The organism is Myxosarcina sp. GI1(2024) (assembly GCF_053543375.1).
The window spans coordinates 1-20,692 of the sequence record NZ_JBKGTY010000002.1; the positions used below are offsets into that span (position 1 = coordinate 1).

20 protein-coding genes and 1 pseudogene are annotated in these 20,692 nt (G+C 41.7%); 8 read left to right on the plus strand and 13 right to left on the minus strand.

Annotation, left to right across the window (positions count from 1 at the left end):
• Positions 1 to 711: 711 nt before the first annotated feature.
• From ACLFKQ_RS08865 to murC, 3 genes are all read right to left on the minus strand, one after another.
• Positions 712 to 1,044, minus strand: a complete 333-nt coding sequence (locus ACLFKQ_RS08865) for a YbaB/EbfC family nucleoid-associated protein (RefSeq protein ID WP_448999490.1) — start codon at positions 1,042 to 1,044, stop codon at positions 712 to 714.
• Between the two features lie 74 nt (positions 1,045 to 1,118).
• Positions 1,119 to 2,021, minus strand: coding sequence for a UDP-N-acetylmuramate dehydrogenase (murB, locus tag ACLFKQ_RS08870; RefSeq protein ID WP_448999491.1), 903 nt, complete (start codon positions 2,019 to 2,021; stop codon positions 1,119 to 1,121).
• On the minus strand, positions 2,008 to 3,495 hold the full coding sequence (murC, locus tag ACLFKQ_RS08875) for a UDP-N-acetylmuramate--L-alanine ligase (RefSeq protein WP_448999492.1): 1,488 nt from the start codon (positions 3,493 to 3,495) through the stop codon (positions 2,008 to 2,010). Before murC ends, murB begins: the two co-directional genes overlap by 14 nt.
• Before the next feature lie 399 nt (positions 3,496 to 3,894).
• On the opposite strand from murC, the gene ACLFKQ_RS08880 reads away from it, so the two are divergent.
• From ACLFKQ_RS08880 to ACLFKQ_RS08895, 4 genes are all read left to right on the plus strand, one after another.
• On the plus strand, positions 3,895 to 4,911 hold the full coding sequence (locus ACLFKQ_RS08880) for a type I glyceraldehyde-3-phosphate dehydrogenase (protein WP_448999493.1): 1,017 nt from the start codon (positions 3,895 to 3,897) through the stop codon (positions 4,909 to 4,911).
• 448 nt (positions 4,912 to 5,359) lie between these two features.
• Positions 5,360 to 6,604 (plus strand): MFS transporter, encoded by a 1,245-nt coding sequence (locus ACLFKQ_RS08885; RefSeq protein WP_448999494.1) that lies wholly within the window; start codon positions 5,360 to 5,362, stop codon positions 6,602 to 6,604.
• 116 nt (positions 6,605 to 6,720) lie between these two features.
• On the plus strand, positions 6,721 to 7,863 hold the full coding sequence (locus ACLFKQ_RS08890) for an alpha-D-ribose 1-methylphosphonate 5-triphosphate diphosphatase (RefSeq protein ID WP_448999495.1): 1,143 nt from the start codon (positions 6,721 to 6,723) through the stop codon (positions 7,861 to 7,863).
• 11 nt (positions 7,864 to 7,874) lie between these two features.
• Positions 7,875 to 8,444, plus strand: a complete 570-nt coding sequence (locus ACLFKQ_RS08895) for a hypothetical protein (RefSeq protein ID WP_448999496.1) — start codon at positions 7,875 to 7,877, stop codon at positions 8,442 to 8,444.
• Between the two features lie 178 nt (positions 8,445 to 8,622).
• Here the strand turns inward: ACLFKQ_RS08895 and ACLFKQ_RS08900 are convergent, their stop codons facing one another.
• Positions 8,623 to 9,501 (minus strand): SWIM zinc finger family protein, encoded by an 879-nt coding sequence (locus tag ACLFKQ_RS08900; RefSeq protein ID WP_448999497.1) that lies wholly within the window; start codon positions 9,499 to 9,501, stop codon positions 8,623 to 8,625.
• 38 nt (positions 9,502 to 9,539) lie between these two features.
• On the minus strand, positions 9,540 to 9,674 hold the full coding sequence (locus tag ACLFKQ_RS08905) for a hypothetical protein (protein WP_448999498.1): 135 nt from the start codon (positions 9,672 to 9,674) through the stop codon (positions 9,540 to 9,542).
• A 20-nt stretch (positions 9,675 to 9,694) separates the two neighbouring features.
• On the opposite strand from ACLFKQ_RS08905, the gene ACLFKQ_RS08910 reads away from it, so the two are divergent.
• The gene (locus ACLFKQ_RS08910) at positions 9,695 to 9,886 is read left to right on the plus strand and encodes a cation transporter (protein ID WP_448999499.1); all 192 of its coding nucleotides are present in this window, start codon (positions 9,695 to 9,697) and stop codon (positions 9,884 to 9,886) included.
• Positions 9,887 to 10,092: 206 nt separating this feature from the next.
• On the opposite strand, the gene ACLFKQ_RS08915 is transcribed toward ACLFKQ_RS08910, so the two are convergent.
• Together ACLFKQ_RS08915 and ACLFKQ_RS08920 are read right to left on the minus strand one after the other, a co-directional pair.
• Positions 10,093 to 10,950, minus strand: a complete 858-nt coding sequence (locus tag ACLFKQ_RS08915) for a M15 family metallopeptidase (RefSeq protein WP_448999500.1) — start codon at positions 10,948 to 10,950, stop codon at positions 10,093 to 10,095.
• 17 nt (positions 10,951 to 10,967) lie between these two features.
• Positions 10,968 to 12,377: a malic enzyme-like NAD(P)-binding protein gene (locus ACLFKQ_RS08920; RefSeq protein ID WP_448999501.1), complete on the minus strand. Its 1,410-nt coding sequence runs from the start codon at positions 12,375 to 12,377 to the stop codon at positions 10,968 to 10,970.
• 163 nt (positions 12,378 to 12,540) lie between these two features.
• On the opposite strand from ACLFKQ_RS08920, the gene ACLFKQ_RS08925 reads away from it, so the two are divergent.
• The gene (locus ACLFKQ_RS08925) at positions 12,541 to 13,221 is read left to right on the plus strand and encodes a potassium channel family protein (RefSeq protein WP_448999502.1); all 681 of its coding nucleotides are present in this window, start codon (positions 12,541 to 12,543) and stop codon (positions 13,219 to 13,221) included.
• Here ACLFKQ_RS08925 and ACLFKQ_RS08930 read toward each other — a convergent pair.
• Both ACLFKQ_RS08930 and ACLFKQ_RS08935 read right to left on the minus strand, forming a co-directional pair.
• Positions 13,218 to 14,822: a cation:proton antiporter gene (locus ACLFKQ_RS08930; RefSeq protein ID WP_449000316.1), complete on the minus strand. Its 1,605-nt coding sequence runs from the start codon at positions 14,820 to 14,822 to the stop codon at positions 13,218 to 13,220. The two genes, ACLFKQ_RS08925 and ACLFKQ_RS08930, sit on opposite strands and share 4 nt — an antisense overlap.
• A 14-nt stretch (positions 14,823 to 14,836) precedes the next feature.
• Positions 14,837 to 15,397, minus strand: coding sequence for a DUF3124 domain-containing protein (locus ACLFKQ_RS08935; protein WP_448999503.1), 561 nt, complete (start codon positions 15,395 to 15,397; stop codon positions 14,837 to 14,839).
• A 126-nt stretch (positions 15,398 to 15,523) separates the two neighbouring features.
• On the opposite strand from ACLFKQ_RS08935, the gene ACLFKQ_RS08940 reads away from it, so the two are divergent.
• Positions 15,524 to 16,111, plus strand: a complete 588-nt coding sequence (locus ACLFKQ_RS08940) for a nucleotide-binding protein (RefSeq protein WP_448999504.1) — start codon at positions 15,524 to 15,526, stop codon at positions 16,109 to 16,111.
• 79 nt (positions 16,112 to 16,190) lie between these two features.
• Here the strand turns inward: ACLFKQ_RS08940 and ACLFKQ_RS08945 are convergent, their stop codons facing one another.
• From ACLFKQ_RS08945 to ccsA, 4 genes and pseudogenes are all read right to left on the minus strand, one after another.
• Positions 16,191 to 17,516 carry a TMEM143 family protein gene (locus tag ACLFKQ_RS08945; RefSeq protein ID WP_448999505.1) on the minus strand — a complete coding sequence of 442 codons (1,326 nt, stop codon included), beginning with the start codon at positions 17,514 to 17,516 and terminating at the stop codon, positions 16,191 to 16,193.
• A gap of 118 nt (positions 17,517 to 17,634) precedes the next feature.
• Complete coding sequence (locus ACLFKQ_RS08950) at positions 17,635 to 17,850, minus strand: hypothetical protein (protein ID WP_448999506.1); 216 nt, start codon at positions 17,848 to 17,850, stop codon at positions 17,635 to 17,637.
• Between the two features lie 186 nt (positions 17,851 to 18,036).
• Entirely contained in the window at positions 18,037 to 19,809 is a 1,773-nt protein-coding gene (locus ACLFKQ_RS08955; protein ID WP_448999507.1) for a S8 family peptidase, read from the minus strand.
• Positions 19,810 to 19,994: 185 nt separating this feature from the next.
• Positions 19,995 to 20,153 (minus strand): annotated as a pseudogene (gene ccsA / locus ACLFKQ_RS08960) (cytochrome c biogenesis protein CcsA); the annotation flags it as partial.
• A gap of 83 nt (positions 20,154 to 20,236) precedes the next feature.
• On the opposite strand from ccsA, the gene ACLFKQ_RS08965 reads away from it, so the two are divergent.
• On the plus strand, positions 20,237 to 20,665 hold the full coding sequence (locus tag ACLFKQ_RS08965; protein ID WP_448999508.1) for an SDR family NAD(P)-dependent oxidoreductase: 429 nt from the start codon (positions 20,237 to 20,239) through the stop codon (positions 20,663 to 20,665).
• Positions 20,666 to 20,692 lie beyond the last annotated feature (27 nt).

Consider the following 20,692-nt stretch of genomic DNA (forward strand, 5'->3'; position numbering starts at 1 on the left):
TCAGCAAAGGTATTCTATCTTATTTTGTCTGTTTAAATTGTTTAAGTACCGTTAGCCAATATCTTTTACACTTGAATTATTCTAATCCTTTAAAAGAGCGCGATCGTAATACTGCCAAAAATACTGACTTGTAAAAAACTAAATTATCAAAGCACTTTAAATAATTAGCTTGGTAAAGTCAATCCAGAGTTTCGCTTTAAGCGATAATGAATTCTCTTGGCGTTTTATGCAACGATTTTTTGTGCGTTACGAAAACACTACTAATTAGTGGTAATTACTTACTGATTAGAGTCATTTCGGTTCATGCTAATGTATAATCTTTCTGTACTTATCTGTGCCGTGGTATGAGATTGCTTTAGAAAATTTAGAACACAATTCAACTCAAAGTAGAGCGAGACAATTAGCTCTTGAAACAGGACGGCTTTACTATGGGTGGGTATAAGTTAGGAATAGTTTCGGCTAAAAACGAAATAGCTATACAAAATGACATCAATGCTCGTCTAATAAGATAAATTTAGTTTTAATTTAAAATTATATCTGTAATAATTAAGATTGCATTGCGAGTAATTTAAATACTTTCGTAAATTTGAGTAAGAGAGGAAGTTTAATACGCTTCTCAAATAATTGTTCGTCATGCGGGGACAAGGGAAAAGGGCAAAGGTATGTATTTTATTCCTATTCCCTATTCCCCATTCCCTATTCCCTATTTTTCTACATCCCAGGAAGGTTCAAACCACTGGTCAGTTCTTCCATGCGCGATCGCATCATTTCTGTAGATTTACTGTAGGCATCTTTCATGGCTACAGTAACCGATTCGGACAGAGTTTCTGCACCTTGTCCGAGGGCATCGGGAGAAATTTCTACGCGACGGGGTTCTTGATTGCCGCTCATCACCACTTTAACTAAGCCATCGGGGCTAGCACCTTCGATTTCTAACTGTTCTAGTTCGGCTTGAAGTGCCTGGGCACCTTGTTGAACTTCCTGAGCTTTTTGAAAAGCGTTAGCAAGTTCTCTCATTCTTCCTAGTGGACCTTTTCCTACCATGTTGATTATTGATTATTTACGCTGTTAACTACAATATTATTAGAACGGTCAATTTTGCGATAAAATCGAGTCACCTAGAATTCTCCTATTAGTCTAACTTCTGGCTCTAAAGTTACCGACCAACGATATTCTACTTTTTCTTGAATGTAACGAATTAGGCTAAAAACATCATTGGCGGTAGCCGCACCACAGTTAAGAATAAAGTTAGCGTGACGATGGGCGATTTGAGCATCGCCAATTTGATATCCTTTTAAGCCAAGCTGTTCGATCAACCAACCTGCAGCGTGGGGTTGGGGGTTGCGAAACACGCTACCGCAGCTAGGAAGATTATAGGGTTGAGTAGTTTTGCGCTGCGTCCAATTTTGTTGAGAGCTCGCCCAGATTTCCTCTTTGGTAAACCCCGGCTCTAACTGCATTGTGGCTTTGACTACCAGTCGGTTATCTCCTTGTAAATTAGAAGTGCGATAGGCGTAGTTTAGCTCTTCAGGTTTGAGTTGTTCGAGCCTACCGTCAGGAGATAGTACGGTTGCGCTGACTAAAATATCTGCCATACAATGCCGATGTGCCCCAGCATTCATCACGACTCCTCCCCCTACAGTACCCGGAATACCCACCGCCCACTCCAATCCTTTCAAACCTCTTTTGGCGGCTTTCCAAGCTAATTTGGCGATCGCCTCTCCGCCTTCGGCAGTGAGTAAACCCGTTTCTAAATCGAATTGATAGCCGCGAAGATTGCGCGTCGAAATAGTCAATCCAGGGATGCCGCGATCGCTAATCAGTAAATTCGAGCCGGCTCCCAATACAGTTAAAGGCAAATCTTGCTGTTGATACCATTCAAAACAAACTGATAATTCTTGCCAATTTTTGGGTGCAGCGTACCATTCAGCTTTTCCTCCTACCTTATAAGAAGTTTGAGGAGCTAGAGATATGCTGGAGTTTATCAAACGCAATGCTGATAATCGTTCATCGTTCATCATCGATCGTTCTGGGTATGATTTGATTGAGATTTCCCGCCCCGAGGAACATTGCTAAATCTCCCGACTGCAAAATTTCATCGTTGAGAAACTCGTGGAGAGATGTCAGCTCGCCATGATAATAAACTCGTTCGTGATGTTTGGCAATCTCCGCTGCTAAAATTTCGCCGCTAATGCCTTCAATCTTGCTTTCCCCCGCACTGTAAATATCGGTAATAACTACTATGTCGGCATTATTAAAAGCTTTAGCAAATTCTTGAAGAAAAGTTTGAGTACGAGTGTAGCGATGGGGTTGAAAAATAGCTACGACTCGCTTTAGGTTAAAATCTCCCCGGACTCTCAAACGTGCCGCAGCCAAAGTCACCTCGATTTCACTGGGATGATGGGCATAGTCATCGATAAAGATAATGCCCCCAGCTTCGCCGCGATATTCAAACCGCCGTTTAGTGCCCCCAAAACTAGCTAGAGCCGAGGCGATCGCCCTAAATTCCAAACCGAGGTTTCTACCTACTGCAACTGCTGCTAGAGCGTTACTGAGATTGTGTTTGCCAAGCAACTGTAGCTCTAATTCTCCCAAACATACTCCTCGTTCCCAGACTTTAGCTTTGCTACCGCGCTGGTGATAGGTTGCCTCAGTTACGGTATAGTCTGCCCCAAGCTCTGGATCGAGACTGTAGCCGATCGTAATGGCTAGTTCCTCACCAATGAGAGGATCGTCGAGACAGCCGATTAACGTCTTGCACTGAGTCGCAAAAGTCTGAAAAATATCTACTACTTCGCTAATATTTTTATAGCGATCCGGATGGTCTAACTCAATGTTGGTAATTACACCAATACTGGGTGAGTGTTTGACCAATGAACCATCCGATTCATCAGCTTCGGCTACCAAAAAATCGCTATTACCCACCCGAGCATTACCCTGCCAAGCATCCACCTCACCACCAACGATAATTGTCGGATCGAGATCGGTTTCCAATAGCAGATAGCCAATCATACTGCTGGTGGTAGTTTTGCCATGAGTTCCCGAAACGGCAATGCTCTGATACTCATTGATTAACGCCGCTAGTAAATCGGAGCGATGAAAAATCGGACAGCCTAATTCTACCGCTGCTTGATACTCGGGATTATTAGGCGCGATTGCTGTAGAACAAATTACTTGAGGCAATAACTCCCCGGAATTTTTTATTACCGAGCCACTATGCTGGGGGAGAGATTCGTCGCTTTTAGTCGCTGCCAATGTAGATATAGGCAGTCGCTCTGCCATGCGATCGACAAAAAAACTGAGATTTTTCGCCTCTTGACGATTAAAAACATTTGCACCTAGAGATTTGAGGCGATGGGTAATATGACTCTCTTTAAGGTCAGAACCCGATACTGGCAAATTTCGTCGAGCAACAATATAAGCCAAGGCTGACATTCCAATGCCACCAATTCCAATAAAGTGAAACGATCTGCCTGTTAAATCTACTTTTGTCACTCTTAGATCTCCTTACGTAACTCACACGACACAAAAACACGGCTCGGCATTGCTGCTCGACAATACGGGCTATGATAGCAGTAATTTTTTAGACTTAGGGAGAAACAAGTAGTAATAAACCACTAATTTAGTGGTTTAATTCGTTTATAATCTAAAACTCAGCACTTTAATGTCTGTGGCTGCAAATAATGTCATCATCAGCCCTAAAAGTATCAGACCGATTGACAATTCGAAGACTTTTTTGTTTGTTCGTCCAAGCTTACTTTGTTATTACTATCGAACTTTTTATTCAACTAATCGATCGCAATTAATATCATGAAATGTTCGTGCTTTACGATATCATTAGTCTTATTAAGAATGTTTTAATCTATTAACCTAAGAATTAGAGGGCAATAAGTAGTGGTTAGAGTAGCAATTAACGGTTTTGGACGTATCGGACGTAACTTCTTAAGATGCTGGCTAGGAAGAGAAAGCAGCAATCTCGAAGTAATAGGAATTAACGATACTTCCGATCCCAACACTAATGCTCACCTATTGAAATACGATTCAATGCTGGGCATTTGCGATGCCGATATCAAAGCTGATGCCAATTCTTTGATCGTAAATGGTAAAACAATCAAGTGCGTATCCGATCGCAATCCTTTGAACTTACCTTGGAAAGAGTGGGATATCGATGTCGTTATCGAATCTACTGGGGTTTTTCGCGATGAAGCAGGTGCGGGCAAACACATACAAGCTGGTGCTAAAAAAGTTATTATTACCGCTCCTGGAAAAGGAGGCAACATTGGAACTTATGTAATAGGTGTCAATGACAAAGATTACAAACATGGCGAATTTAACGTTCTCAGTAACGCAAGCTGTACTACCAACTGTCTGGCTCCCATAGCTAAAGTCATCCATGAAAAATTTGGCATTATCAAAGGAACTATGACTACAACTCATAGCTATACTGGCGACCAACGCATTCTCGATGCCAGCCATCGCGATTTACGTCGAGCCAGAGCCGCAGGAATTAATATCGTTCCTACCTCTACTGGTGCAGCTAAAGCTGTGGCATTGGTCTTACCCGAACTTAAAGGCAAGTTAAACGGTATTGCTTTGCGCGTACCTACTCCCAATGTCTCTATTGTCGACCTAGTCGCTCAAGTAGAGAAAAAGACCATTGCCGAAGAAGTTAATGGCGTGCTCAAAGCTGCAGCTGAGGGCGAGTTAAAAGGTATCTTAGGCTATACCGAAGAAGAGTTGGTATCGACAGACTTCCGTAAAACTGATGTCTCTTCAACCGTTGATGCTTCACTAACCATGGTTCTAGATGGCGATATGGTTAAAGTTATCGGTTGGTACGATAACGAGTGGGGTTATTCCCAAAGAGTAGTCGATCTAGCCGAATTAGTCGCTGAAAAATGGCAGGCATAATTTCAACTCGTAGTTAATTTAATTGAATTTAATATCTTGGGGGTGACCTGCGATCGCCCTCAATTTTTTTTGATGACTTGAGGAACTGGGAGAACGATGATTACCCCTTACTCTATACTTGTTTGGGCTTGAGACTGCTGTACGAAAGAACCACCGCTTGCCTCTATAACTACTTTAACTTGTCAATTTGTAAACTTTTTGTTACTATTGTTTACATAACTTAACAGCGCGAGTCTTTAGACTATTAGACTGGCTCGATATAGTTTAAATTTCTATATTTTCCTCCTAAGAGAAGTAATCTCTTCGACAACTCATTCCATTTGCATTTGACAATTGATTTCTCCTGAATAATGTCTTCGGTTAGTCAGCCGAAGCTTTTTTTTGCCAACTTAAAATTAAAATTGCTGACAAATCGAACTCAGGCGGTTTGTGATCGCCAATTATACTAATGCTCAATCAATTTCGCCTACCAGATTTCGATCGCCAAGTTTGGATTCTCGCTGCGGGAAGGTTACTGCTAGAAATAGGGACGGGATTTACTTTATTTTACGCACCAATATTTTTTGTCAATCAGGTAGGAATTTCTGCAACTTTAGTGGGCGTTGCCATCGGTAGCGGTTCGGTTTCGGGAGTTGTGGGACGGTTTTTAGGCGGGCAAGGAGCTGATTCCCCTCAATGGGGACGTAGGGGGATTTTATTGGCCGCTGCGGCTATTTCTGCTTTAGCTGATGTGTTCTTGGCTTCTGCTAGCAATTTTCCGATGTTGGTTATCGGCAATTTACTCATGGGTTTTGGCATTGGTATGTATTGGCCTGCCACCGAAGCCGCCATTATCGATTTGACTACTAGCGAACAGCGTAATGAGGCTTTTGGTATCACTAGACTCGCCGATAGTTTGGGGTTGGGACTGGGAGTAGTTTTAGGAGGCGCATTAATTGCCAGTTCAGACAACTACCGCATTTTATTTGTCATTGACGGTATTTCTTTTGTGGTGTTTTTTGGGGTAATTTATTGGGCGATCGCCGAAACCTATCAATTTAACCAAAGTCAGACTAAACCAAGTAACGGTTGGTCGGCAGCATTTAGCGATCGCGCTTTAATGGTCTATCTACTCGTTAGTATTATATTTACCACTTATTTATCTCAAGTGCAGAGTACTATCCCGCTCTACTTCAAAAACTTTGTGGAGGTAGGAGCGACACAAGTCGGATTTTCCGAAAAAGTTATTAGCGGTTTGTTTACCTGGCACATCGCCTTTGCTGCTCTCTGTCAGTTACCAATGGCACGAACGCTGAATCATTTTACTCGCGTTCGAGGCTTAATGTTGTCATTAGTCTTCTGGGGCGTAGGATTTATTTTAGTGGGAGTAACGGGAGTCGTGCGAGATTGGACGATAATCTGGGCAGTTTTGGCTCTGGGAGTCATGTCTTTAGGTATGACTAGCTATACTCCATCTGCTTCGGCTTTGGTTGCCGATTTAGCCCCAGAATCCCTGCGAGGAGTTTATTTTTCCCTTAGTTCTCAATGTTGGGCGATTGGCTATTTTATCGGTCCTCCACTGGGTGGTTGGGCTTTAGACCATCCCCAAGTTATAGACTATTTTTGGTTTGTTTGCGCGGTTTCTATAGTTATTGGTTTTGGAATTTTACAATATTTAAAACGGCTGTTGAGCGATCGCGCCAAAACAAATTAATTAGTAAACTCTACATTCTCATATAAATCGGCAATTTTTAAATTTATGTCGATCGCACTTATAAATTTTGAAATAGTTATCATAAACTGCAAAGTATCATAGACCATACGTTGAGAATGCAGGAACAGATTTATACTAACTACCGCTTGCTGTTACCGACAGAGGAAATTTTAGGCACTGTCGTAGTTAGAGATGGTTTCATTGTCCATATTCAGCCAGGAATAGTTGCCAGGGGACAAAATGGCGGGGGAGATTATCTTTTACCTGGTCTAATCGAACTTCACACCGATAACCTAGAAAGATGTATCTCTCCTCGTCCTGGGGTAAGATGGCCTCTAGAAGCCGCAGCAGTCAATCACGACAAAGATCTAATCAGTGCGGGTATTACTACGGTTTGTGATGCGATCGCCATTGGTGATGTTACTCCTAAAGAAGATTTTTTACGGCTACATCATTATGCCCCGACGATAGATGCTATTGCTGAAGGGCAAGCTGAGGGCAGATTTAGTGTAGATCATTTACTACATTTGCGTTGCGAGCTGGGTTACGAACATCTCTACGAAATTATCGAACCACTAACACGACATTCATTACTAGCATTAATTTCATTAATGGATCATACTCCAGGTCAGCGTCAGTTTGTCGATATCGATAAATACAAGCAATACTATGTGAATAAGCATGGCGTACCGCCAGAAAAGATGGATGAGTTTGTCAAGATGCGCTTGGAGAATCAACAAAAGTACGCAGTTAAAAACCGCAACAAGTTGGTAAAAATGTGTCAGGAAAAAGGCATATCTTTAGCCAGTCACGATGATGATACTGTAGACCACATTCGTCAGGCGGCTGCTGAAGGAGTAATCTTGGCAGAATTTCCTACTACTATCGATGCAGCTAAAGAAGCTCATAGCCATGATTTGCAGGTACTCGTAGGTGCGCCTAACTTAGTGTTGGGTGGTTCTCATTCTGGTAATGTTGCGGCAATGGAATTAATCAAACTGGATTTGGTAGATATAATTTCTTCAGATTACGCACCGAGAAGTTTGTTGCAGTCTCTATTTACTATTAGTTGGGAAATTAAGAAACCTTTGTATGAGGTTACTAAGTTAGTTACCCTCAATTCAGCAACAGCAATTGATCTCGAACATGAAATTGGCAGTTTGGAGATTGGTAAACAAGCTGACTTTATTACCGTACATGATGATGGTCTCGTTCCCAGAATTTTAGAAGTTTTTAAACGGGGTATGAGAGTAGCATAGAAAAATTAATAATGAATGATAGTCGCCAGAATAGCCTAAATAAATTCATTGTCTATGCTTGTCCCGTAGGAAAGTTAAATAGTCAGCTTGAAACCTACTTCCAACAAAGCCGCGAGTTATACGGACACAATAAAGCACATAATTATATGCCTCACTGTACCTTAACTGGTTTTTTTGAGGATAGATTAAGCTCTATTTCTGTTTATTTGCAAGCTTTGGATTTAGCTTATCAAAAAGCACAAGATAACTATTTATCGTTGGAGATCGACATCAATAAATTAATTTTTAGTGAAAATTGGCATGGTTTAGAAATACAAGCCGATGGACTCAAACAATTAATTGCCGACTTTGCTGGATTAGCCAATTCTCCGACACGCCAAGAAGAAATCAGATTAAAAGACTGGCTGCATCTCAGTTTAGCCTATGATTTTAATCCTAAAAATGCAGCAAAACTTCATAATTTAGCCATAGCAACCATCGACATCAAAGCTAGCGTCAACTGGGAATTGCGTTTCTATCAAAAAAGTCCTGACTGGAGTTGGAGATGTCTCCAGAGTTGGTGTTTGATGAGTAATGAGTAGTGAATAATGAGTTTTTACTCCTTACTTATTACTTAAACAACGCACAAAATAATTTTTCCACGGTAAATTTCGCTTACCCTCACTCCACACCATTCAAGTTTCAGAACTTATCGCGCCTTACGTTTATCTAAGAGGTGGAAGTCCGATTTAAAGCTGCCATAGTCGCCTGTTGAGTTATCTAAGAGGTGGAAGTCCGATTTAAAGCTGCCATAGTCGCCTGTTGAGTTGCCGTCTGATAAACCTGAGTTAAATATTGCTCTACCGCCTCGGCATCTGCAGTTGGCAGAGGAATTCTGCCTAATAAGTTGAGAACATTTTGGTTTTCTAAGGGTGGAGCGATCGCCACTAGGGAAGATTCTAAAGGTTCGTTATATTGCCAAAAGCGAGCGGGTTGAGTTGAACTTTCTGCTGTTTCAGTAGATGCTGTAGTACTTTCTAACTCATCTTTAGCTTCTGTGGCTAGAGAAGCCGCATTTTTGGTACGAATTTGCCGTAAAGCGTCGAGAATTTGTTCTCTGGTTCGCCCTCGAAGCTGAAAAATGATAAACGGATCTTCCTTAAAGCGATCGCCCAACTGATAGTAAACCGCCGCAATGTGTTTACAGGGATTGGCTTTATCGGGACAGCTACAACGAGAACGAACGTCGTTTAAAGTAAAGGGAAACAAACTCAAGCCATTAGCGGTGAATACCGCTTCGATATCTTCGGGCATCTCCCCGGCGAGTAACTGTGCGGAAAAGATCGCTTTTTCAGACAAAGTTTGAATCACACATTCCCAGTCTTCATCGCTAAAGGGTGGCTGGGACATTTTGGCAATGGTTCGTTCTCGATTTTCATCGGGAAATGGTTCGAGAGAAATTGCTACCCGATAGGGTTCGGCTTCGCTACCTTGAACCGCCGCCAAAGCTTGCGCCCCTTCGAATTCAATACTCAAGACATTGCCCTCTCGAGCGTAATTTCTACCTCGTTCTAGACGTTTTTTAAACCGATATGAATCGAGTAACTCCAGCCAGCGTTTTACCCACCATTGCCGTTCTTCTGTAGCAAAATTTTCCATAATTATTTAATTTTTCTATTTTCTATTTATATTTATATCTAATCGAATTTCAAGCCAAAGCGATCGCCCCTGTGAGAAACTGGAGTAAGACTACTAAATCCCTCTAAAGTTAGTTTAATGCCGAGGGCGATCGAGCTAGTATTCTCTATTAGCCTGAGTTTTTTAACGAACATTTATTTTTAGAGGATTAATAATGATCGAATTACAAGTTCCTAGTCTAGATAGTGCTGAATCTGCCAAGCAACTCAAAGAAACTATTCTTACTTCCGAACCAAATGCCAAGGTTGAAGTCGATCCCGAGACAAAAAAGGTAACTGTAGAATCAAAAGCATCGGAAGAAACCTTTAAAGAGTTAATCGTAGCTGCAGGTCACAAACTAGGTTAGACTAAGTTTTCTATATTTATTATTGGCATTGCTCGTTATCTAGCAAAATTAAAAAGTTCCTACGTCATCGACTGAGTATTTTTTTATTTTGCTCGATCCTTCCTAGACTTATTATGGTAAATCGAGTCAGCGGGCGATCGCTTGTCGGGAGCGAAAATTGCCTTGCTTGTAAATTTACCAGACGAGCTTAACTATGCTTGGCAATCTTAGTTCGACTTTCTGACTTTATAAAAAGTCTCGAGACTGTGGCGATCGCCTACATAACGCCAGTGCCAGGGTTCGTAACTAATCCCCTGAGAGTTATTTGGGGGAAAAGACAGCTCAAAACTAAATTTAGCAGCATTTTCCTGTAGCCAGCGAAAAGCTGGGGTATTCTCAAATTCAGGCTCGACATTCGCTTCGGGAAAATTAGCGTCACCAATGTCAATTGCATATCCCGTATGATGTTCGCTGTATCCTGGAGGCGCACTAACTTCAGCCCTTTTAGTTGCATCTTGAAGTCTTTCTTCCTTAATTTCAAAAAACAGATGCTCTTGAGTCTCCACAGAGCGATAACCAGAAATGGGAATCAAGCTAATTCCTTCTGCTTTTGCTGCTGCCTGCATTTCTCGAAACTTCGCCGCCGCTTTGGGATGCAAACGAATACTACCATCGGCAGTAACCGCCTCTAAATCGACTTCTCGAGCTTCTTCGTAGGGTAAATGACCCAACAATCCTCTGTCAGGAGCAACTTTACTGGGAGAGACTGGGGGAGTTTCGGAAGTCTCTGGTGTGGTTGGAGTAGACGGACTGGAAGTCGAACTAGTATTGTCGTCTTCTATTTTTATTTTACTTACTGCTTCAGCCAAACTAGTATTGTCGTCTTCTATTTTTATTTTACTTACTGCTTCAGACGATCTTTTAGCCTTCGCTTGCGGTCGAGGGGCAAAAGATGAAGCCAAAAAAATAGTCAGCAGTCCAACTACGGCGAGGCAAAATAAACCTCCGACAATTAGCGGTAGAGGCGATGACTCGCGCTTGCTAATGCTATCTCTAACTCTTATTGCTTCTGGGATCTCATCCATTGTCAGTTAATAATCGTTCAAATATTCCCTGATTGGTGTATTCTAGCAACTCCATCATTTTCAGCAGCCAGAGAAACGGCAGCAGCAACAGCAGAGGCTACCCTGGCATCGAATACCGAAGGGATAATATGTTCGCGGTCTAAATCTTGGGGCTCTACTAAAGCGGCGATCGCTCTAGCTGCCTCCAGATACATATTATTGGTAATTGCCGAGCTGCGACAATCTAAAGCACCGCGAAAAACCCCAGGAAAGGCTAACACATTATTGATTTGATTGGGGTAGTCGCTGCGTCCGGTAGCCATTACTCCCACCTCATCGTAAACTAATTCTGGTTGAATTTCGGGTATGGGATTGGCCATCGCGAAGACAATTGGTTTATCCGCCATCGAATGCACCATTTCAGGGGTAACGACTCCGGGGACACTGACACCGAGAAAAATATCCGCCTTTTCCATAGCGTCGGCTAGACTTCCTTTAGTTGCTACGGCAAATGCTAATTTTTGCTCGTTGAGATTATCTCGGTCTTTAGAGATAATTCCTTGAGAATCACACATTAGTATATTTGTCGCTCCTGATTGCTGTAATAATTTGGCGATCGCTACTCCGGCAGCACCCGCGCCATTAATGACAATTTTCACCTCGGTGAGAGATTTTTCTACTAGCTTGAGAGCATTATATAAAGCAGCCAACACTACGATTGCCGTACCGTGCTGATCGTCGTGAAATACGGGAATATCTAATTCTGCTCTCAGCCTGCGTTCGATTTCAAAACATCGGGGTGCGGCAATATCTTCTAAATTAATGCCGCCAAAAACCGGGGCAATGTGTTTGACAGTTTGAATAATTGCTTCTGAATCTTGAGTATCCAAGCAAATGGGAAAGGCATCTATCCCCGCAAACTCTTTAAAAAGCAATGCTTTACCCTCCATAACCGGTAAAGCGGCACCCGCACCCAAATTACCGAGTCCCAACACCGCGCTACCATCAGTGACTACTGCTACGGTATTGCTTTTAATCGTCAGAGAATATACCTGTTCTGGCTCTTCAGCGATCTCCCGACAAATTCTGCCTACCCCAGGGGTATAAGCCATGGAGAGATCGGACTGAGAATGTAGGGGAAGTTTGCTGTTAATGGCAATTTTGCCTCCTCGATGGAGGGCAAAAGTGCGATCGCTGTAGTTAATTACTTTAATGTTGGGTAAAGCTTTAATCGCACTGACGATTTTGTCGGCGTGTTCGCTACTAGAAGCATCTACTGTCAGTTCTCGCTGAGTGTATTTCAGATTGTATTGCAGCAGGGAAATGTCTCCTAGACTACCGCCGAGAGAAGCGATCGTCCCCATAACTCCGGCTAATGCTCCCGGACGATTGGGAATTTCTAGTTCGATTTTCAAACTAAAACTAGAACTTGGATTTAACTCAACCATCTTTTCTACCTATCTAAAGAATAGACAATTGTAGCTCGTTTTCTTATTTCAGACAGTTTACCCAATCGCGTTAAAGCGCGATTGTGCTCTTAAGGTATGGGCAGGTTAAAAATACGAGATGCTAAATTAATTTATTATAAAAATTGATGAGTTAGAACATAATATGTACGTTCTTATTGGTGGGGCTGGAATGGTGGGGTTAGATTTAGCCAAAACTCTACTACAGATCGGACATACTATTGCAGTAGTAGATACCGATCCTCTTGCTTGTCAATATGCTCGTGAAAAAATTGGCGTAATGGCTTTTGAGGGGAGTGCTGTCAACACAACCGTGCTGCTAGAAGCTGGAATTCGTAAAGCGAATGTAGCGGTCGCCACTTTGACAGAAGATGCACTCAATCTAGCACTGGCTACTCTGTGCAAACACTACGGAGTAACTCAAATTGTCGTGCGAATGCGTCATCGCGATTTTGCCGAACCCTATCAATTAGCAGGTGCGACCCATATTATCAGCACCACAGAGTTAGCCATTAATAGGGTTGTCAACGCCATTGAGTATCCCCAACTAGATGCCATGATGCAATTTGAACCAGGACAAATTGAGATTTTAAAGCTTTCCATTCCCCAAACCTGCTATATAGCAGGGCGTAGTGTAGCTGAAGTTGCTCAGGATTCTCGGTTTCCTGCTGGCACACTGATTATCGGCTATCAGGCACATCCTCACGAAGCTTTAAACATTCCCAATGGTAGTACTATTTTAGAAAGTGGCTCGACTATTTTGGCAGTAACTAAACCCGAACTCGTACGACAACTAATTAATTTTATCGGACTATGTTCTCCCTAGTCATCTTTAAGGGATAGTAGTTTTTCGTTCAGTTCTTGAAGATAAGTCTGGGCAATATCATTTGGGAGAAGTCTTTGAAAAATAGCATCGTTAATCGCTCCTTTTTCTGCTAAATAGAGACGACGATACAAACCGTCTAAATATTTTTGCTCTTGAGTTTTACTCGCGAGATAATCTGTCCTTTGGTTATAGAGATCGCGTAATTCTTGTTCGGAAGAAGCAATTCGAGCTTGATAGCTAGCAAATAGTTCTTCGTAAAGAAATTTTGGTAGGCTACCAGACTCTAACAGATGGTGTAATTCTTCTTGAGCAGCCTTAGCTGTAATTAAATTTAGTTGTAAAATTTCAATTTTTTGCCCGATCGCGGAGGGTTTGATTAACTGTAGCCGTTTGACTAACCAAGGCAAGCTAAGTCCTTGTCCGATGAGAGACACTAATACAGTGCTAAACACCAGGGTAATTACCTGCATTCTTCCAGGCAGATTAAGGGGCAAACTCAGAGCTAGAGCCATTGACAGCGATCCCTTAACGTTGCCAAAAATCAAAACGTGCTGCCATTTTAAAGGAAGAGGGCGATCGATAAAACGCAGCAGAAAGAGTAAGGGATAAATAGAAAAAATACGCCCAATTTGATAAATTAAAACCGCCAAAAGAGCCGAGGGAATAGTTTCTAAAAGAATGGGCGGATCGACTTCAAGACCTACGAATAAGAAAATAAAGGTATTAACCCCAAAGCCAGCATATTCCCAGAAATTTAATAGAGTGACTTTAATCGAGGCAGAGGTTTGACGTAAGCCCAAATTGCCAATTACCAGACCAGCGATAACAACGGCGATTGCACCAGAAACTCCCAAGGCTTGACCGATTTGAAATGTTCCTAAAGAGACGGCTACCGTAAGCAAAATATTACTCAAAGCATCATCTAACTGCCGAAATAATCCGAAACATAAATAACCCAACCCCAACCCCAAAAGACCACCACCCACAAAGGCAATAAAGATTTGCTCGATACTTTCACCAAGAGCAAACAATCCCTGAAGATGAATTGTCGTAATTATGCTCAACAACACTAGAGCAATTCCATCGTTAAACAGACTTTCACCTTGGACAATAGTGGCTAATCGTCCAGGCACGGAAACAGTTCTAAAGGCTGCAATCACTGAAACCGTATCGGTAATGGTTAAAATCACTCCTACAGCCGAAGCGGTAATCCAGGCGAACCCCAACCCAAACTTAAGCAGAAAAGCTGTAATAATTGCTGACAGAATTACCCCTGGTCCTGCGAGTAAAGCAATAGGCTTAACTGTGCTGCGTAAACGACTAATATCAGTGTTAATGGCTGCTTCAAAAATCAGAATGGGCAAAAATAGATTCAAAATCACATCGGGATTTAAACCGACAGATTCGGGTAATGCTTGCTTGGAAATTGCTAAACCTGCTAAAACCAAACCCACTACATAAGGAATTTGCAGCCATCGTGTAACTAAAGCAACGGCAATCGCCACAAGCAGGAGAATAATTAAACTATTTACCAATCCAGTGAATTCGACAGAAGGTAACGAAGCAGAGTCTTCCAATGGTAAATTGCCAAGTCGATTGATAAGTAAAGAGTTAATCACTTATTTAGATTTTCAGACTGAGAATTATTATGATTTTTAATAACCTTACCAGGACTAACAAAAGAAATTCCTTGTTGAAAACCAGTACCAATCATAATTGCCTCAACTATCGGTTCGCTCACGCTGGTTTGGGCTACCCACTCCACAATAAATTTTGCCCCCGAACCGCCACTGCGATCGCTAGTATTGACAAAAAAATCTGTAGAAGATAAAGCAGCAATCTCAATAGGTTGCTCTAAATAATTTCTTACTAATCTACCATTCCAATCATAATATTTTACCGAAGCAATCGCGATCGCCTCTTCGAGATCGGTGTTGCGAATACTCAGAGTAGCAGCCAAATCGAAAGTTTTTTTCTCATCCTGATGAAAAATATGAGAGTAGACGGGAACATAAATAGTTTGACCCATTACTCTCTGGTAATTCCGATCCAAGGTTATAGTTTTTGGCGATGGAATTGCGCCTTCGGCTTGCAACTGTTCCTGATTCTCTTGGGCTGTGCAGGATGCAAGTAGAATAGCGGCAGTTACCCAACGAAAAAGTTTATATAGCTTCATTTTTCTATGAACGCCTTTTTCCGATCCTAAGCTGTTTAATTTTGTATCTATCAAAGTCTCCACTGTTTGCGTCAGACACGCTTATAGGTAAACTACTACTACTAAACTATTTTCATCTGGCAGACGATGATTATCGCAATTACTGCTTTAAAAGGAGGAGTGGGCAAAACCACGACAGCAGTTCATTTGGCTGCTTATTTTCAAACCCTCGCGCCAACACTTTTAATCGATGCGGACAAAAACCGTTCGGCTTTAGTCTGGTCGAGAGAAGATAAGCTACCTTTTTACGTTGCTTCTCAAGCGGGTTCCCCTGGTTTAATTAAAAAATACACTCATATTATTATCGATACTCAAGCCCGACCCGAACCCGAAGAACTCGAAGATCTGGCAATGGGTAGCGATTTATTAATTCTACCGACAACGCCCAATCATTTAGATTTAGATTCCACCGTAAAGGCTATAGAATTACTCAAACCTCTCAACGCCAATTATAAAGTTCTGTTAACCAAGGTAGACTCTCGAACTATCAATGGTAGAGAAGCGAGAAAATATTTAGAATCAGAGCAACTGCCTTTATTTAAAACTGATATTCCTTTATTAGTGGCTTTTCAAAGATCGCCCAGTCGCGGAGTAATTGTCAAAGACTTTCCCGATGAGCGATCGCATTTAGGATGGTCTAAATATTGTGCTATAGGTGAAGAAATTATCAAGTAAACAGAACTGACAGATTGAGTTGGTTAGTTGAGGGGGTTAGTAATTAAAAGTCGCTTGAGTTTACCTACTTACGGGTTACTTAGGTGTACTGAAAAATATTATCCCAAATATAATCGATAAGTAATTTGGCTTCATCCAGAGATAGAATCTGGCAGTTGCCTCGCTCGTCTTTAGTTAGTAAAGGAATTTCTGGACAGTCTGATTCATTATCCTGGGGATAGATAACCTTACCGCGAATTTGACTTAAATTATTAATCGGACCCTTAATATCGAAATCAATTTTTACTTCAAATTTGTCTTCCATCCAGGCTTCAATGCGATCGTCTAATTCGGCAGCAGTTAAAGGTGTTTTGCTAGTTAAAAGATGATAATAAACTAAGATTATTTCTTTGCACTCTTCTTCTTCGGCGGCATTAATTAGAGAGTAAAATACGCTAGCGTTATTTGCTTGATTTTTAAAAAATAAAGTATCGGTTACTTTCTTGCGAAACTCAATTATCTTGCTTTTATATTTACTGTACTGTTTAAATGCATAGCCTCCTAAAACCACTATTAAAGATAGAAGAGCGGTGAGAACGGGCATAAAATCACGCACATTTTCTTCACTGACTTGAATACCAAAAATTCTCGTCGTACCAAAGATTAGAAAAGAAATTGCTCCCACAAGTAAAGCTAGTCTGGGTAAGGCTTTAATAATTACGGGAATTGCCGCACCAAAAGCAGGAACGATCAACTGTAGCCGATCTTTCCAGGTCATACTAATTTTTATGTTAGGAAAGAGTAGTTCGAGATCGTATTTAGGTACGTTGCGATAAAAATAAACATACATTTTACCAGGAGTAAACTTGAGTAAACCCCGATCGAGGTCTCTTCCCCTAAAATATTCTTCATCTTTAAACTTAATTAGTAAAACTACGTGATCGAATACTTCAATTGGCTTTTTTTGTTTTCTAAAAAACTTTTTGACCTCGATAGTTTGTTCGAAGTCACCCCGACGGTAGCAAACCATTTGGTCGAAGTCTTCAAAATCGACTTGAGTTTTGAGTTCGATAACCGATCTGTTGTTAAATGCCTGTTTTAAAGCAGCTTGCGAGATGGGTTTGTAGTTGGCTCGTTCCAAAACTAGCTGGAAGTCTTCTACTAGTTTGGCTTCCATTTTAGGCAAGGCTTCTGGCGTTATCTGGTGAGATTTTAAATTAGCGTCGGGATTAAATGGAGCGTAGTTATTTTTTAAATGTTCTAAGTAGGCTTGGAACTTAAAATGATAAAAAGCTGACAAGAGCGAGCAAAATTCTTCAAACTTCCGAGCATATTTATCGTTTAAATTACCGTCTTCCAAACAAAGTTCGATTAGCTCGGCTCGTCGATAGGGAATATAAGCTTCTCGATCTCGATACGATGCCATGATTCTAGTGTTGATTGAGAGTTTAAATATCTAATTCTCGAATGAAAATAGCTAAGTAGGAGAATTCAGATTAATTTTTCTCCACGCAATCGCAAAAATTGCCCAAAAGCGATCGCGCCTAAAGTATTTTATAGGATTCAATTTCTAATACGGAACCGATCATCGCAATGGTCATCACGTCTTCTCTGATTTTTCCTTGGATTTGTACTTTAATTGACACTTGCTGTAATTCTTGTGGGGGATCTTTTAGTTCGTAGGTTGTGCCATCTTCGGTTACTAATGCCCAAGTGCCAAAACCAAAGCCTTTTTTTTCTATCTTTCCGGTTACAGTCATGGTTTTATTTTATCGATCTATGAAATTGAGTTTAGTACCTTTTTTGTTGATAATCGATCTTTAATCGTTAATCGAGATTTGCTACGAGCGGCGATCTTTAACAATCTTAAATGGAGTTACAAAAATAGGGGAGATTTTCTCCCCATCACCAAGTCTCAAAAATTATCCCTTTTGGGTATACCGAAGTTAGGTTTCAACAGCTTTGTGCTTTTCGTTTTTACTAGCTAAGTAAGCCAAACCCAAACAGAGTAAAGCATTAATCCCCAGAAAACTACGAGCGGCTACACCCGCGCCCAATCCCCAAACTGCAGGATCGATCGCCGCACTAATCCCCAAACAAGCTGCTACGCCAAGACTTGAACCGACGGCAAACCATTTCAGGCTGGGATGTCCGAGGAATAAAACAATTAAAACGAAAGGAATTAGAACACTAGCAAACAAAGGATTGAGGCTTGCCGTTCCTCTGACCACATTACCTAATTCGGGAATCGAACTACCAAATAAGCGCAGCGGCCATTGAGGTAGATCGAAAATGTATAAACCTTGTAATAAAAATAAGCCCGAACTACCCAAGATTAAACCGCTATTCAAACCAAAGGTAAATGGTAGATAGTTGCGTAAAAACCAAGCTAGGAGATAGGAACCGATAACCATTCCTAGTTTGGGTAACAAAGCAACTGCCCCGCCATCTAGCCAAAAACCAGGATTGAGATAGCCACTGTCGCGCAACCAACGGAAAAAGTCGCGGAAGGTAATTTGACCTTTGAGGGCGAGTTTTACTGCCGCGCCAGCGTCCAAATGACCGGCACCAAAATGGTTGAGGTGGTCTTCTTTAACCTTACGGGAAGATTGTTTGAGAATGCTGACCACTTCTGCTGGTTCTTCAATACCGCTAGCTTTAACCAGTGCTGCTACCCCAGCAACGTGAGGTGCTGCCATACTGGTTCCTTGAAAACCAACAAATACCGATTTGCCACTACTGGGATCGATAGTATTTTGCAAAATTTTTCCTGCCTCGCTACCTCCAGGGGCAGAAATATCGACTCCCGCACCAAAGTTAGAGTAGGGAGCTTTGATACCAGAAGCATCGGTAGCAGCTACACTCATTACCTGGGGATAACGGGCGGGATAGGCAGAAGAATTTTTGTTCTCGTTTCCTGCCGCCGCAATAATGACGACATCCTTACCGTAGGCATATTCTACGGCTTCTTTCATTAAGTTGCTACCACCCATACCACCCAGACTCAGGTTGATTATGTCGGCATCGTTGTCGGCAGCAAATTTAATCGCTTCGGCAATATCGGCAACCGTGCCGCCACCGCTATTAGATAGTACTTTTAACGGCATAATTTTGGCTTCGTAGGCTATGCCCGCGACTCCATAGCCATTGTTAGTAGATTGAGCGATAGTTCCCGCTACGTGAGTTCCGTGTCCGTTATCGTCACTAGCATCGACCTTATCGTTAACAAAATTGTACCCTTTGACAAATTTGGTCAATTTTAAATCTGGTACTCGAGTAACTCCGGTATCGATTACCGCTACGGTAATGCCATTACCTTTAGTTTCGTCCCAAGCCTGTTCTATATTAATATTGCGAAAGTTCCACTGTTTGCTGTAGTCGGGATCGTTGGGAGCATCTAGCTGATGGTATATATAGTTAGGTTCGATATATTCTGTCTCTTTCTTTAACGGCGATCGCTTCAAGCGTCGTAAAAGTTTTTTGTCGCCTTCAACTACATAGACGCGATCGTTAATGGAAAAAATACTGTTTAATCGAACCGTTTGCCCGTATCTTTGCGAGATATCTTTAATCTCTTCACTAATTTCGGTTATGGGAATACCTTCTTTAAAATCGATAATAATTGACTCGAATTCTCCCTGTTGGGCTAGAGCTTTAAAATTAACTAAAGCCAAGCCAATCCCGAGGATAAATATACCTAGCAGCATTAGTTTCTTCATTGCTACTTCCCCAAATTATTACTTTATTGTTTTACAGTAACCCAATCCTAAGCGATATTTTCTGCTTCAAGATAATTCTCTTAACAGTTAGAGTAAATTGAATCGGTTTCTTTGGCGATCGCAACTTAATTTTAATCTGGTGTGGTACTTGAAACGGCGCGATCGCCACGGGATTAACTTGGCAGTTAAAAGAACCAGCCGTAGCAATGTAAAACTTTGCCCAACAAAATAACACACAAGTAGCACATTCGAATCACAACAAAACCAACTGCAGCTAAAATAGCCGGTTTTCTCCTCTGCCAACCGCAAGTGATTCTGGGGTGGAGATAAGCGTCGAATACCAACTAGCTCGTAGGGTAGATATACAGAAAGTTTCCCTATGATAATATAGCTGGGCAATACACACATACACAGCAACGGAGGCTAAATGATTCGACTTGACGACCAAGTAGCTATTGTTACTGGAAGCGGTCGCGGATTGGGGTTAGCGTATGCACGTCTGCTTGCTGTTAGAGGCGCAAGAGTCGTCGTACACGACGCGGGCGTAAGTAAGGATGGCACTGGTTCCGACCCAAACGTGGCAGCCAATGCTGTAAGGGATATTCAAGAGTTGGGCGGAACGGCGGTTCCAAGTACCGAAATTCTTGATAGTCGGGAGCACTGTAAAAGTTTAGTAGAAACTGCGCTCGCCGAATTCGGTCGCCTTGATATCTTAATCCATAATGCTGGCTGGGTTGCGTACCAATCGATTGAAGACTTAACTCCAAAATTCTTGCAACGCGCCATTGATGTCAACATTGGAGCACCAACGTGGTTGGCTCAGGCTGCCTTTCCGATCATGAAGCGTCAAAACTAAGGACGAATCCTACTAACGACTTCGGAC